The sequence below is a fragment of the uncultured Granulicatella sp. genome (assembly GCF_963515615.1).
Lineage (GTDB): Bacteria > Bacillota > Bacilli > Lactobacillales > Aerococcaceae > Granulicatella.
This window is the reverse complement of sequence record NZ_CAUPZT010000005.1, coordinates 45,508-59,386: the sequence shown is the minus strand read 5'-3', so window position 1 is coordinate 59,386 and position 13,879 is coordinate 45,508. Positions and strand designations below refer to the sequence as shown.

Below are 13,879 nucleotides of genomic sequence, written 5' to 3'. Positions count from 1 at the left end.
ACATTCTACTCTTTTATAGTTTAGAGAGGAAAAGACATACTGTCAACTGTTGTTTAATTGGAAAATAGACAAGAAATTTTAATAGTTGCAAAAGGACGGCAGCAAACCCACGGTTTCATGCCTATTGCTACTTCATTAATTTCATTCCTATCGACAAAAAAATACTGGATGGGTTCCCCATCCAGTATTTCTAACATTCTATTCTACTGCTAATAAATATGCGTATACAGGTTGTAAACCTTCGTGTAATTCAACTTCAATATCTGGGAAATGTTCTTCAACATAAGAAACAATTTCTTCTGCTTCTTCTATTGCTACATCTTCCCCAACTAAAATTGTTAAAATTTCAGATTCATCATTTACCATTTTCGCAATTGTATCAATTGTTGCTTGTTTACGATCTGGTACACTAATTAAAATTTTACCATTTACAATACCCATGAAGTCCTGTTCTTTAATATCAACTCCATCGATTGAAGTATCACGAACGGCATTTGTAATTTGACCGCTTGTCACTAATGACAATTGTTCTGTCATCGCTTCTTGATTTTCTTCAAGGCTAGCTTGTGGATTAAACGCTAATAATGAAGACAATCCTTCAGAAATTGTTCTACTTGCTACAACTGCTACTTCTGCATCTTCACTTACTTCAGCAGCTTGGTTTGCAGCCATTAAAATATTTTTATTATTTGGTAAAACAATCACTTTTTCAGCATGAGCTTCTTTTATTGCTGCTAAAATATCTTCTGTACTTGGGTTCATTGTTTGACCACCATTAATAATAGTAGTTACACCCATGCTCTTGAATAATTCATGAATTCCTTCACCCGCAGCTACAGCAACAATTCCATACTCAGCTTTTGGAGCAACTGCTTTTACTTTTTCAGTATAGTCAGTTTTTAAAACTTCCTCATGTTGCAAGCGCATATTATCAACTTTCACTTTCATTAATGAACCAAAACGTTGACCATAATTCATCACTTCACCAGGATGCTCTGTATGAACGTGAACTTTAATAATTTCATCATCGGCTACAACTAATAACGAATCTCCTAATTCGTTTAAATAATTACGGAATGTATCGTAATCAAAAGTATCTACTACTGTTTCTCCTTCACCAATACGTACCATAATTTCTGTACAATAACCAAATTGAATATCAGCTGTAGAAGCATGTTCATAGTCAATACCACTTTCATGATGAGCTACTGAACTTAAATCAATTTTATTTGCTGACAATGCTTGAACTGGAGTAGCTTCACCTGTTAAAGCTTCGTAAAATCCATTATAAATAAATACTAAACCTTGACCACCTGAGTCAACTACACCAACTTCTTTTAATACAGGTAATAAATCTGGAGTTTTATCTAATGATTTTTGAGCACCACGTAATACAGAACCCATCACTTCAATAATATCATTCGAACGTTCTAATTTACGAACACCTCTTTTAGCAGATTCACGGGCAACTGTTAAAATAGTCCCTTCTACAGGTTTCATTACTGCTTTATAAGCTGTTTCAACCCCTTTTGTAAATGCTTCTGCTAAATCTTCACCTGTTAATTCATCTTTTCCTTCAACTGCTTTTGAAAAACCACGGAATAATTGCGATAAAATAACTCCTGAATTTCCACGAGCACCCATTAATAACCCTTTTGCTAAGTCTTGTGCTAACTCCCCTACAGTTTGAGCAGAAGAATTTGCCACACGCTCTGCACCTGATTTAAATGAAAGGCTCATATTTGTACCTGTATCCCCATCTGGAACCGGAAATACATTCAATGAATTGACAAATTCAGCATTTTCACTTAAACGTGCTTCACCAATTTCTACCATTGCTCGAAAATCTTGAGCCGTAATAATATTTTTTGTTACCATTGATTCTTATATCCTCCTGACACACCATCAAAGCTTACGCTTCAATGATTTTTACTCCTTGAACATAAACATTAACAGTGTTCGCGGAAAATCCTAACATCGTTTCTAAATTATATTTTACTTGTTCTTGAACATTGCGACAAATTGCAGAAATTTTAGTACCGTAACCTACGATAATATATACATCAACAGCTACGCCTTCTTCCTCTTGACGAATCACAACGCCACGAGAATAATTTTCTTTTTTCAAAATTTCATTTAAATTATCACGAATATGATTACGGCTGGCCATTCCAACAACTCCATAGTTATCTGTTGCTGCACCACCAACTACAGTTGCAATTACTTCATTGCTTAATTCAATTAACCCTTGTTCTGTTTGAATTTTGACTGTCATTTTAGTAACCTCCTTAAAATTCGTACAATCTATTTTTACAGACTGTTCGATGATTCTCTATCATTTTATCATAAATGATTCATTTTACCTAACTTTTTATGCATTAAAATGCGCTACCAGAATGGATTTAACAAAATATTATACTTTATGTTAGAGTCTAGCTTGCATTCTATCGTCAACTGTGATAAATTATTTAAGTATATGATTTAGTTTAAAAATTATATCAGCTGATCAATGATTTAAATTAAAGGAGGAGAATGACCATGGCTAAAGTATGTTATTTCACTGGACGTCGTTCTGAAACAGGTAACACTCGTTCTCACGCTATGAACGCTAACCGTCGTACTTGGAAACCAAACTTACAAAAAGTTCGCGTTTTAATCGATGGAAAGCCTAAAAAAGTATGGGTTTCAACTCGTGCATTAAAATCAGGTAAAGTAGAACGCGTTTAATTTACACAAATAAAAAGACTGGACAATGTCCAGTCTTTTTTCTTTATTTAATATAAGTAAAACTCTTTCCAATAATGACGGTTGTTGTCAAATTATGGAAAACTGCTAATGTACTTGGCGATAAAAGATTAAACAATCCTAATCCCATTAACGAAGTATTTACCCATACAGTTGTATTCAAGTTTCTTCCTAATTGTTTTTGTAATTTTGCAGAAATATCATCTAAAACAAGAATTCCAGATAAAGTTTCTTCTAAAAATACAATATCACTAGCTTGTCTTGCAATATCTGATGAACTTGCCATTACTACCCCAACATTTGCTTTAGATAAAGCAGCTGAATCGTTTAGACCGTCACCAATCATAAAGACACGATGCCCTTTAGCTTGTAAATCTTGAATCACTTGGTGCTTCTGTTCTGGTTTCACTTCTGTATACACTTCGTCAAATTGAATCAGCGAACAAATGGATTCTGTTCGTTTCTTCGTATCTCCAGTTAATAGAATAATACTCTTTCCACGTTCTTTTAACGATTGTAAAACTTCAATCGTTTCTGGACGCAATGGTGTATCAATTAAGAAAATAGCAATTAGTTTTCCTTTATAGCCTAAATACAATAGGTGATACCATTGAGTATACTCTTCAATAATTCTAGCTTGTTCTTCAGAAATTTCCACGTGATGTTCATTCAACAATTCTAAACTTCCGATAACAACTTTTTCACCATCAATCGAAGATAAAATTCCTTTAGAAGCAACATGCGTTAATTTACCATGCATTTCTTCATGTTCAACTCCATCATCTTCCGCCTTTTGCACCACTGCACTTGCAATTGGATGATAAATATGCTCTTCTAAACACGCCGCAATTCGTAATACTTCTTCCTCTGAATAGCCACGATAAGGTAAAATCTTTTGAATTTTTGGAACCCCTGTTGTTAAAGTTCCAGTCTTATCAAACACATAGGTGTCAATCATTGGATATTCATCTAGTGAACTTGAACCTTTTACAACAATTCCTCTTGTAGAAGCTGCTTTAATAGCTGTTAGGTAAGTCACAGGGGAAGATAATTTTAAGGCACATGAATAATCTACTAGTAAGAACGTTAATGCTTTTTGCACGGATCTTGTTAATAAATATGTCAGTGCCATTCCTATGAAATTATATTTCACCAAGCCATCTGCTTTTTCTAATAATTGTTTTTGTTGTTTCGACTGATGTAATTCACTTGTTTTCATTAATTGAACAATTTGTTGTAAACGTGAATTTTGTTCAGCATTTGTAACTTTTACTAATAATTCACCTTGTTCTACAACCGTATTGGCAAAAACAGTATCTCCAATTTTTTTAGACACAGGGAAAGCTTCTCCAGTTAATGAACTTTCATTTAAAAATCCACGACCAGATACAACTGTTCCATCAAAATAAATTTCTTGTCCTTCAGTAGCAACGAATACATCGCCCACTTCTACTTGATGACTTAACTTTTTGAATCGTTCTCCGTCTTTTTCAATCCATAATTCATAAATATTATTTTTTAGATTTTTCTCTAAATCTTCAACGGATTTCTTTTGAGACCATTCATCTAAATCATCTCCAAGATTTAATAAGAACATAATCGTATCAGCGGTTTTATGATCTCCCATTGCCATAGATGTTACAATTGCAACAAAGTCCAAAATGCTCATAGATAATTTCTTTTCTAAAACAGATTCAAATGCAGCTTTTCCGAATTTCTTCATTTTCCATAATAACCAGAAAATTTTTAATGGTTGCGGAATAAGCACTTTTGCCATTATTTTACGATAAACATGAGAAGCTACAATATCAAATGGCGTAACATTTTTCTCTACTGTAAACTCTCTTTGTTTTTCATTTAAAGCAGCTACATCTAAATGGTCTAGGAAACGATAAACACTTGATTCATGTCCTGTTTCAAAAGTAAATGCAATATGCTTTTCATCTTTATAACAAATAATTTGCGTAATTTCTGGAAATGATCTCTTTTCCTCTTCCAAATACAACTGAACAGCAGCTGTACATCTAAAAGGCACTTCCAAACGCATTCTATTTTTTGATTGAGCCTTATTTAGTACTTTCATTATTGTTCACTTGTTTCTACTGTTGCTAAGTTAGCTGCTTTTTCTTCAGCATATAAGTCATTTGCTTCAGCTAATACATCATCTGCATGTTGTTTCAATTGAGAAACTGTTGCATCTAATCCATCTTTTAATTTGTAAGATACTGCTACAGCTTTTGCAGCAATATGTTTTGTGTCTTTGTTTGCTAAAACTTTAAGTCCTAATGAACCTACTACAACTCCACTAACAAAAACGCTCGTTTTTTTAACGATTTTTCCTAATTCAAATACTTCTCTTAACATAAAAGTCCTCCATTTTATACTATTTTTTAAGTCTATATATAGACTCATATATAGTATACAGTTTTTTATAAAAAATTCAATCATAAACAAAGAATCACTCCCTATTTCTTAAAGAAAATAATAGAGTGATACCTGAATTAATCCTAAAAATATAATTATATAATCGTTTCATCTCCAAGAATCTCTTGTTTGCCCTACAATAATTCCACCAGACTTAAATGAGATTTTCATTTTATCTTCGATAAACTCATTACTAATCAATGCGATTGGAAAATCATAATCTTGGTTGCTCAATGTATATTTCACATTTTTTAAAGTCAATTGCTCTATAGGCCCGGTTGTAATAAAAGATAAATACTTCGTATAGTCTAATTTTTCAATGACATAATCTCCTGGAATTAAGAAAGAAATATGATTCCATTCATCTTCTAACGAAAGATAAGGAATTAATACTTGTAATTCTGGGCGAAACATGGTCCACAAACAACTAATCGCATGGTCCACTCTCCCCCCAAAAGCACCTAATACATGAATCTTTTGCTGAGGATATACCTTAGCAACCCACATCAACGCTTCTTCAAAGTCTGTAAAATCTTTTTCAGAAGGGAATTCAATCATGTTAGAAGCATAATTTTTTAATATTTCTTTATCTTCAACTGAAATAGAATCGAAGTCACCAATTGCCAAATCAATCGTCAACTCTTCCTCCATTAACTTCAAACATCCCCCATCTACTCCAATAAAGTGAAATTTTTGGTTATCTTTTTGTTGGAGTTGCTGATGAAGCCATCTGCGTATAGCACCCTCTTCCAAAGGTCCCCCAATTACTACAATTATCTCCATACTCAAATCCTCTTTAAGCTTCTTTTATAGAATCAATCGCTTTTTTTATATCATCTGCATAGTAAACATAAGATCCAGCTACAGCAACATCTACCCCTGCTTCACGACATAATTTAGCAGTTTTTCCATTTACACCACCATCTACTTCAATTAAATAATGGTATCCTTGTTCATGACGTAATTCAACTAATTCTCTTACTTTATCTAATGTTTCAGGAATAAATGCTTGTCCCCCAAATCCTGGGTTAACAGTCATCACTAATACTAAGTCTACCATTCCCAATATAGCACTAATCGCACTAACTGGAGTACCTGGATTAATCACAATTCCTGCTTTTACTCCTTCAGATTTAATCAGTTGCAATGTACGATGAATATGATTGGTTGATTCAATATGAACAGAAATATAGTCCGCCCCCGCTTTTGCAAATTCCTTTACAAAACGTTCAGGTTCTTGAACCATTAAATGACAATCTAATGTTAATGTTGTAATGGGACGAAGCCCTTCTACAATATTTGGTCCAAGTGTTAAGTTAGGAACGAATTGACCGTCCATTGCATCGATATGAATCCAGTCTGCCCCTAATTGTTCTACTTTCTTAACGTCTTCTCCTAATGTTGCAAAATTTGCACTTAAAATTGAAGGTGCTACTTTCATGTTTTTGACTCCTTTATAACGATTATTTTTTTCTTTGATACATTGGTTTTCTTTGGCTAATTTCTTCATAGAAATCTTGATAATGGTCATATCTTTCTTGCCAAATTTTCCCCTCTTGAACGGCTTCTATCACAGCGCATTGAGGTTCATGTTGATGAGAACATTCTCTAAATTTACAGTGAGTAGAGTATTCTTCAAATTCTGGGAATAAATAAGGTAAATCTTCTTTTTCCACACCAATAAAGTCTACCGTACTAAAACCAGGAGTATCTGCTATCCAAACTTCTTCTACTTCATGTAAAGAAACTTGTCTAGTCGTATGTTTCCCCCGACCTAGTGCGCTAGAAATTTCTCCAGTTTCTTGATTTAACTCTGGAATTAATTGATTCAACATCGTTGATTTCCCAACCCCAGATTGCCCTAAAAAGACAACTAGTTTCCCTTTATAGGAAGCTAGAAATTCACTTTGGTGATCTTTTACTTCTGAAGAATACCATACTTCATATCCTACTTCTTGGTATTTCTTCTTCACTGCTTCAAAGCGTTGTAATTGTTCTTCAGTTAATAAATCTACCTTCGTAATTAATAAAACAGGTTGAATTTCCATTCCTTCTAAGTACACTAAAAATCGATCCACTAAATGTGTTGAAAAATCTGGTTCCACAGCAGACATCACAACGATACCAATATCTACATTGGATACAGGTGGACGAATCAAAGCATTTTTCCTAGGATGAATTTTTTCTAGTACTCCTTCTTCCAGAGTATCACTTGTAAAATCCACAATATCTCCCACCAATGGAGACTGTCCTCTTTTTCTAAAAACTCCACGTGCTCGAGTTTGGTACACTTGATGATCTGACTCGATATAATAAAAGCCACTTAGGGCTCGAATAATTTTTCCTTGAGGCATAATAGCTCCTTTATTTTTGTTATCAGTTACATTATAAAGAGTTTCAATAGAAATTGCTATGCTTTCTACTCGATTTCCTTTTGAAATATCCAGAATGTCTCATTCTGGGTGCTAAAGAAAAAGAGTTTCCATAGTAGTATGAAACTTGCACAGCAAGGCTGCTGCCTTCCTAATACTACTATCAAAAAACTCTTTTTCTAAAAATTATTTTTTTAATAAATACCATCCACTAATAATTGCAACAATGCCCATAAAGGCACTTGCCATATAAAATGGCGCAATAAACGGATTCCAATTCATCCATTCAGGGAATTTTGTCATAATAACAGGTGTCAAAATCACCCCAACATTTCCACCAACTAACACAATACTCGTCGTTAAATGAATCTCCTCTTTTTCAAAAATTCTCGAAATAAAATAGAAAATATAAGACATCGTACCTACAAAACTTACCCCTATTAAAACACTCGCTACATAATATAGAGCGATATGTTTAAAGAAAATAAAAATCAAACTACCCATTGCCATACTAAGTAGCATCATAGGTAAAGTTAAATCTTCAATTTTCTTCAATAACATTCCAAAAATAAAACCAGCAATCGTACCACTGAGTGCTAAAATCGTTAATAAATTACGAGACAGATCAACCTCTAATTGATAGTGCGTTAAAATAAGTGATGGAATCTTTATAGTTAATCCCATATAACTCACCCCTACTAAAAAAGTAAGCAGTGTTAACACAACGGTCGCTAAACGAATGTTACCTTTTTTCTTAGCACGTTGTTCAACTGAAGTGTTTGGAACATATCGATAAAATAATAGGAAAATCGGAATCGCAATTAAATAGGTTAAAAATACCGCTCGTTCACCAAATAGTAATAAATAACCTGATAAAAATGTCATCAATGCTTTTCCAATATTTAAGAAAGCTGTTCTCATCCCAATCATAGTTGCTTTTTCATCTGATTCAAAAAAGTCACTCATTAAACTAATGGATAAAGAATTAAACAATCCAATTCCTGCTCCTAATAACATTCGACTTGTCATTACGAATTTAAAATTCGTTATAAACGCTGGAAGTGGTCCAAAAATAATGATTAAACCAATTCCTAATAATACCGTATTCTTTTTCCCAATTTTATTCATAACAAGATTACTAAGTAACACAAAAATCGTAATCATCATTGCAGGAATGGTTGCTAAACTCTCCACAGAAGCTAAACCTAGTTCTGGATTCATCCCATGGTAATACTCGTATAATTTAGGTAGTACTGGGGAAATGGCTAAATGAGACATTAATAATGTCGAAATACTCACTAATGAAAATTTTGAAATAGTTGATACCTTCATATACCTAACTCCTTAAAAAACATTAACTGAATGATACTAAGAATCGTCAAGTGCTAGTAAAATTCTCTTATTTTCTTAATCCATCCCATAAAACTACTCGCTCATTTTGTAAAGACTTTTGCACATCAATGATTCTTTGATTCGAACTTCCTCTAAATTGCAATGTTAAATCTCTTTTTTTAATATCAAATCGTCCATCTACTAAAATATCAAGTTCCTGTAGCAATGCTTTTTTATCGGGTGTTTCTAACTGTAACTCTTCCCAAGTATAGCCTGTCCATGACCAAATATCTTTAGACTGTCCATAAACACTTCGTAATTTACGAACAAGAGATAAACATACTTGCGTATTCAAAAAAGGTTCTCCCCCTAACAGCGTCAATCCCTGGCAATAACTAGCTCCTATATCTTGTATAATTTGTTCTTCTAATTCTTCTGTATAAAGAATTCCCGTATTAAAATTTTGTGCTTTGACATTATAGCAACCTTCGCAAGCAAATAAACAACCACTCACATATAAGGAACAACGCACGCCTTCCCCATCTACAAAATTATAAGGCTTATAACTAGCAATTTTCCCTTTAGAATATTGCTCACTTGTCCATTCCCCCGGTTTTGGAAACTTCATACCCAATCCTCCTAATTTCTTATATTTCGTTCATTAGAGAGATGTTTAACCCGTGATTTAATTTCTTGGTGTCTTCCGTGAACCATTGGACGAGCTTGAGGATTTCCTAAGTAACCACAAGTTCGTTTAACGACATCACAAGTTTTCGGATTTCTATTTTTACATATTGGACATTCAAATCCTTTTGCAGTTGGTTCAAACTCCCCTTCATAACCACATTCATAGCAACGATCAATCGGTGTATTTGTTCCAAGATACCCCACTCTTTCATATGCATAATCCCAAACTGCTTCAAGCGCTTTTGGATTTTGTTTCATAACGGGATATTCGCAATAATGAATAAATCCTCCTGAAGAATAATCAGGATAATCTTTTTCAAACTCAATTTTTTCAAATGGAGTTGGTGATTTTCTCACATCATAGTGGAAGCTATTTGTATAATATTCTTTATCTGTAATATCGGCTACATTCCCAAATTTTTCTTGATCTAATCGACAAAAACGATCTGTTAAACTTTCACTTGGAGTTGCATAAACACTAAAATGATAGTCATATTCATCCGACCATTTCTTTGTTTTTTCGCTCAATCGTTTCAAAATATTTAAGGTAAATTCTTTTGCTTCTGGATTTGTTTCCCAACAATTTCCAAAAAAGACAGTAGCCGTTTCATATAAGCCAATATATCCAAGAGATACTGTTGCACGACGATGTTTAAATACTTCATCTACCGCTTCATCATTCATCAATCGTTTACCAAACGAACCATAGCGATATAAAATAGGCGCATTCGCTGATTTTGCCTCTTTACAGCGTTCTACCCGATACACTAATGCATCTTTACAAATTTGTAATTTTTCTTCTAAAATACTCCAAAATTGCTCTTTATCATCATCTGATTCTAACGCAATTCTTGGAATATTTAATGTCACGACTCCTAAATTCATTCTTCCGTCCGAAACATCTTCGCCTTTTTCATTTTTCCAACCTTGCAAAAATGAACGGCAACCCATCGGCACTTTAAAGCTACCCGTAATTCTAACAATTTGTTCATAATTTAAAATATCTGGATACATTCTTTTCGTTGAACATTCTAAGGCTAATGTTTTGATATCATAATTTGGATCCATATTTTCTAAATTCACACCACGTTTTAACGTAAAAATTAATTTAGGGAAAATAGCCGTTCTTTGTTCTTTTCCAATTCCTTTGATTCTAACTTTTAAAATCGCTTTTTGAATTTCTCGTTCAAATAATGACATCCCTAATCCAAATCCTAGTGTTGTAAATGGCGTTTGCCCTTGAGAAGTATAGAGTGTATTAATTTCATACTCTAAGGATTGCATAGCATCATAAATATCTTTTTTCGTTTTTTCTAATGCATACGCTTCTTGTTTATTTTCACCATCCACCCATTTTTTAGCATCATGCAAATGTTTTTCATAATTCAACTTAGCATAGGGTGCTAATACTTCATCAATACGATTCGCAGAGCATCCTCCATATTGGCTTGAAGCAACGTTCGCAATAATTTGTGCCATTTGAGCAGTAGCTGTTTGGATTGATTTTGGACTTTCAACATCCGCATTTCCAATTTTAAATCCGTGTTCAAACATTTCCTTAAAATCAATTAAACTACAATTCGTCATTGGCAAATATGGATGATAATCTAAATCATGATAGTGAATATCGCCTTTTAAATGCGCATTTGCAACATGTGGTGGAAGCATCTTTAATCCGAAAGCTTTCCCAACTGTTCCTGCCATCAAATCACGTTGCGTATTAAAGACTTCACTATCTTTATTTGCATTTTCATGAATAATACTTGCATCTCTTTGACTTAATTTCGTTAATCTCTGGGTAACATCCATTTCTTTTTGTCGTTTTTTATCCCACTGAATTCGAGTCGCAAGAAATTGATTCGCTAATACCGTCTCTCCTTCTTTTTCTAAAAATTGAATAACTATATGTTCAATTTCTTCTGATTTGATTTCTGCTAGTTGTAACCTTTCTATTTCTGATAAAATCTTTCTCGTAAGTTCTGCTAGTACTTCTTTACGTTTTTTTGAAAGTTCTCCATATAAACTTTTCTCTGCTTTTTCTAAGCCATAAAAGATTTTTTGATGATTAAAAACTTGTATTCTACTATCTTTTTTTGTTACAAATAATTCTCTCACACTCATTCCTCCTTTACACTTTTTGTAACCCACACCATCATACACCTATATATTGTGTTTTTCAACTATTTTTAAAACTATATATAGTGTTTATTTGTACAAAAAAACTTCTATAGAAACTCTCGTCTCTATAGAAGTTTAATCTTAAACTCTCTAGACTAATGAAGAAAACTCACTATAATCATACTCCCTATGAATTTCTTCATGTTAACTTAGAAAATTTTAATGCTCTGCCTTAATTTCTTTACCTGCTACGGTAGTTGTTTTCAATAAAGCCTGAAGATTTTCTTTCATTACTGAAATATAATCATCACCCTTATCCATTTCTTCTTTTGTTAAAGATTCTAATGGATTTAACACCTCTAACACAACTCCCGTTTCTGTTGCTAGAGTCTTCGCAATTTTTTCTGATGCATTTTCTTCAAAATAAATATAACGAATTTCATTTTCTTTAATATACTTCGTTAATTCAGCTAGACGAGCTGGTGAAGGTTCTGCTTCTGGAGAAATCCCTGCAATCCCTACTTGATTTAAACCATAATCTGTTGCTAAATATCTAAACGCTGTATGTTGTGTCACAAAATTCTTTTGCTTCGCATCTTTTAAAGCTGCTGTGTACTCATTATCTAACTGCGATAATTTTTCTAAATATGCTTGTGCATTTGTTTTAAATGCAGATGCTTTTTCAGGAAATGCTTCGCTTAATTGAGCTGTAATTTTTTCAACTAATAATTTTGCTTTTTTAGGAGATAACCATACATGTGGATCAAACTCATGATCATGTTCATCATGATGTTCTTCACCTTCGTGATCATGTTCATCTTCAATTGGCAATAATTCCATATCTTTTGTTGCTTTAATTTCTTTTACTTTTGAATCTGTTAAACTTTTCATCACAGTTGGAACCCAAGTTTCCATATTTTCGTTATCATAAACTAAAGCATCTGATTGTGAGATTTTTGCAATATCTTTCGCCGTTGGATCATATTCATGAGGTTCAGTTCCGGCACTAATTAATAATGTAACATTCCCTTCTTCTCCAACGATATTTCTAGTAAAGTCATACATTGGGAAAAATGTTGTCATAATATTTAATTTAGATTCTTTTTGAGGTTTTGTAGAAGTAGTTGGTTGAGAACAAGCACCTAATAAAAACGCTGCTCCTAACACTGCTATAATTTTTTTACTTACTTTCATCATTGTACTCCTCTTATTTTTTCTTTCCACGTTTCGCTTCATGAATCAATTTCAACGCACGTTTACGAGTTTTAATATTTGGACTTTTCATTTGTCTATATGCTGTTGCTAGATCTTGTTTCATTTCTTTCCCTCCATTACTATGAATTACCAGCTTGCTTTGACAACACCTGGAATTAATCCTTTATGAGCTAAATCACGGAATTTAATTCTTGAGATTCCAAATTTTCTCATATAGGCTCTTGGTCGACCATCCACCATATCTCTATTTTTCACACGATTTGGATTTGAATTAATGGGTAATTTACGAAGAGCTTCATAATCCCCTGCTTGTTTTAATTCATATCTAATTTGAGCATATTTTTCAACTAATGCTAATTGTTTTTTATGTTTTGCAATTTTTGATTTCTTAGCCATTTGTTCTCCTCTTTTCATTTTTACTTTTTCTTAAATCGTAACATTTACGTTTTATGATTATAGCAGTTCTTTTTTTGTTTTGCAATAGGTTTTTACTGTTTTTTTCAAAGAAAATGAAAAAACTGCTGGTATTAAACCAACAGTTTTCATTTTATTATTGTTTTAATCGACGGTGTTTAGAAACACCAATACGGTTAATCGCTTTGTTTAGTGCAATTTTCGCACGTTCTACTTCACTCTTAGAGCAATTTTTATTTTGAATAATTGCTTCTGCTTTATCACGTGCTTGTTCTGCACGACCCACGTCAATATCACGTGCACGTTCTGCAACGTTCGCAATAACCGTTACGACATTATCACGTACTTCCATAATTCCTCCACCAATCGCAATATAATCGGTAGGTGAATCTTCTAAGAAACGTTTTACCCGTAATTCACCAATTTTTAACGGCAACATGATTGGTGCATGGTTTGGAAGAATTGTAATCCCTCCATCAATGGCTTCTGCACTAACCGAATAAGAACGGTGATTATAAACTTTCCCTTCTGGTGTCGTTACGACGACTAAAAGTTCTCGATTTTCAAGCATG

15 protein-coding genes are annotated in these 13,879 nt (G+C 33.3%); 1 reads left to right on the top strand and 14 read right to left on the bottom strand.

Annotation, left to right across the window (positions count from 1 at the left end; genetic code table 11):
- Window positions 1-198: 198 nt before the first annotated feature.
- Entirely contained in the window at window positions 199-1,878 is a 1,680-nt protein-coding gene (locus tag RYL55_RS02075) for a DAK2 domain-containing protein (RefSeq protein WP_315006845.1), read from the bottom strand.
- 34 nt (window positions 1,879-1,912) lie between these two features.
- A complete protein-coding gene (locus tag RYL55_RS02070; protein WP_227930892.1) occupies window positions 1,913-2,275 on the bottom strand; it encodes an Asp23/Gls24 family envelope stress response protein in 363 nt (120 codons plus the stop codon).
- Window positions 2,276-2,538: 263 nt separating this feature from the next.
- Here RYL55_RS02070 and rpmB point away from each other — a divergent pair, with 263 nt between their 5' ends.
- Window positions 2,539-2,727 (top strand): 50S ribosomal protein L28, encoded by a 189-nt coding sequence (rpmB, locus tag RYL55_RS02065; protein ID WP_006703478.1) that lies wholly within the window; start codon window positions 2,539-2,541, stop codon window positions 2,725-2,727.
- 43 nt (window positions 2,728-2,770) lie between these two features.
- Here rpmB and RYL55_RS02060 read toward each other — a convergent pair whose 3' ends face one another.
- The 12 genes from RYL55_RS02060 to RYL55_RS02005 form a co-directional block, all read right to left on the bottom strand.
- The gene (locus RYL55_RS02060; RefSeq protein ID WP_315006844.1) at window positions 2,771-4,828 is read right to left on the bottom strand and encodes a heavy metal translocating P-type ATPase; all 2,058 of its coding nucleotides are present in this window, start codon (window positions 4,826-4,828) and stop codon (window positions 2,771-2,773) included.
- Window positions 4,828-5,109, bottom strand: a complete 282-nt coding sequence (locus RYL55_RS02055) for a DUF6110 family protein (RefSeq protein WP_314110541.1) — start codon at window positions 5,107-5,109, stop codon at window positions 4,828-4,830. Before RYL55_RS02055 ends, RYL55_RS02060 begins: the two co-directional genes overlap by 1 nt.
- A 168-nt stretch (window positions 5,110-5,277) precedes the next feature.
- Window positions 5,278-5,952, bottom strand: a complete 675-nt coding sequence (locus RYL55_RS02050) for a thiamine diphosphokinase (RefSeq protein ID WP_315006841.1) — start codon at window positions 5,950-5,952, stop codon at window positions 5,278-5,280.
- Between the two features lie 13 nt (window positions 5,953-5,965).
- Window positions 5,966-6,610 carry a ribulose-phosphate 3-epimerase gene (rpe, locus tag RYL55_RS02045; RefSeq protein WP_315006839.1) on the bottom strand — a complete coding sequence of 215 codons (645 nt, stop codon included), beginning with the start codon at window positions 6,608-6,610 and terminating at the stop codon, window positions 5,966-5,968.
- Between the two features lie 22 nt (window positions 6,611-6,632).
- Window positions 6,633-7,523 (bottom strand): ribosome small subunit-dependent GTPase A, encoded by an 891-nt coding sequence (rsgA, locus tag RYL55_RS02040; protein WP_315006837.1) that lies wholly within the window; start codon window positions 7,521-7,523, stop codon window positions 6,633-6,635.
- A gap of 204 nt (window positions 7,524-7,727) precedes the next feature.
- Window positions 7,728-8,873 carry an MFS transporter gene (locus tag RYL55_RS02035; protein ID WP_315006835.1) on the bottom strand — a complete coding sequence of 382 codons (1,146 nt, stop codon included), beginning with the start codon at window positions 8,871-8,873 and terminating at the stop codon, window positions 7,728-7,730.
- Window positions 8,874-8,940: 67 nt separating this feature from the next.
- On the bottom strand, window positions 8,941-9,501 hold the full coding sequence (nrdG, locus tag RYL55_RS02030; protein WP_315006834.1) for an anaerobic ribonucleoside-triphosphate reductase activating protein: 561 nt from the start codon (window positions 9,499-9,501) through the stop codon (window positions 8,941-8,943).
- Window positions 9,502-9,512: 11 nt separating this feature from the next.
- Window positions 9,513-11,681, bottom strand: a complete 2,169-nt coding sequence (gene nrdD, locus RYL55_RS02025; protein ID WP_315006832.1) for an anaerobic ribonucleoside-triphosphate reductase — start codon at window positions 11,679-11,681, stop codon at window positions 9,513-9,515.
- 216 nt (window positions 11,682-11,897) lie between these two features.
- Entirely contained in the window at window positions 11,898-12,875 is a 978-nt protein-coding gene (locus tag RYL55_RS02020) for a metal ABC transporter substrate-binding protein (RefSeq protein WP_315006830.1), read from the bottom strand.
- A 10-nt stretch (window positions 12,876-12,885) separates the two neighbouring features.
- Window positions 12,886-12,996, bottom strand: coding sequence for a putative metal homeostasis protein (locus RYL55_RS02015; RefSeq protein ID WP_227930882.1), 111 nt, complete (start codon window positions 12,994-12,996; stop codon window positions 12,886-12,888).
- Between the two features lie 23 nt (window positions 12,997-13,019).
- Window positions 13,020-13,289: a 30S ribosomal protein S14 gene (gene rpsN / locus RYL55_RS02010; protein WP_315006828.1), complete on the bottom strand. Its 270-nt coding sequence runs from the start codon at window positions 13,287-13,289 to the stop codon at window positions 13,020-13,022.
- A gap of 154 nt (window positions 13,290-13,443) precedes the next feature.
- Window positions 13,444-13,878, bottom strand: a complete 435-nt coding sequence (locus RYL55_RS02005) for a F0F1 ATP synthase subunit epsilon (protein ID WP_315006825.1) — start codon at window positions 13,876-13,878, stop codon at window positions 13,444-13,446.
- Between the last annotated feature and the right edge of the window lies 1 nt (window position 13,879).

Excerpts from the sequence above, each read along its gene's own strand:
- RYL55_RS02075 (WP_315006845.1), bottom strand. The coding sequence starts at position 1,878 with ATGGTAACAAAAAATATTATTACGGCTCAAGATTTTCGAGCAATGGTA.
- RYL55_RS02070 (WP_227930892.1), bottom strand. The coding sequence starts at position 2,275 with ATGACAGTCAAAATTCAAACAGAACAAGGGTTAATTGAATTAAGCAAT.
- rpmB (WP_006703478.1), top strand. The coding sequence starts at position 2,539 with ATGGCTAAAGTATGTTATTTCACTGGACGTCGTTCTGAAACAGGTAAC.
- RYL55_RS02060 (WP_315006844.1), bottom strand. The coding sequence starts at position 4,828 with ATGAAAGTACTAAATAAGGCTCAATCAAAAAATAGAATGCGTTTGGAA.
- RYL55_RS02055 (WP_314110541.1), bottom strand. The coding sequence starts at position 5,109 with ATGTTAAGAGAAGTATTTGAATTAGGAAAAATCGTTAAAAAAACGAGC.
- RYL55_RS02050 (WP_315006841.1), bottom strand. The coding sequence starts at position 5,952 with ATGGAGATAATTGTAGTAATTGGGGGACCTTTGGAAGAGGGTGCTATA.
- rpe (WP_315006839.1), bottom strand. The coding sequence starts at position 6,610 with ATGAAAGTAGCACCTTCAATTTTAAGTGCAAATTTTGCAACATTAGGA.
- rsgA (WP_315006837.1), bottom strand. The coding sequence starts at position 7,523 with ATGCCTCAAGGAAAAATTATTCGAGCCCTAAGTGGCTTTTATTATATC.
- RYL55_RS02035 (WP_315006835.1), bottom strand. The coding sequence starts at position 8,873 with ATGAAGGTATCAACTATTTCAAAATTTTCATTAGTGAGTATTTCGACA.
- nrdG (WP_315006834.1), bottom strand. The coding sequence starts at position 9,501 with ATGAAGTTTCCAAAACCGGGGGAATGGACAAGTGAGCAATATTCTAAA.
- nrdD (WP_315006832.1), bottom strand. The coding sequence starts at position 11,681 with ATGAGTGTGAGAGAATTATTTGTAACAAAAAAAGATAGTAGAATACAA.
- RYL55_RS02020 (WP_315006830.1), bottom strand. The coding sequence starts at position 12,875 with ATGATGAAAGTAAGTAAAAAAATTATAGCAGTGTTAGGAGCAGCGTTT.
- RYL55_RS02015 (WP_227930882.1), bottom strand. The coding sequence starts at position 12,996 with ATGAAACAAGATCTAGCAACAGCATATAGACAAATGAAAAGTCCAAAT.
- rpsN (WP_315006828.1), bottom strand. The coding sequence starts at position 13,289 with ATGGCTAAGAAATCAAAAATTGCAAAACATAAAAAACAATTAGCATTA.
- RYL55_RS02005 (WP_315006825.1), bottom strand. The coding sequence starts at position 13,878 with ATGCTTGAAAATCGAGAACTTTTAGTCGTCGTAACGACACCAGAAGGG.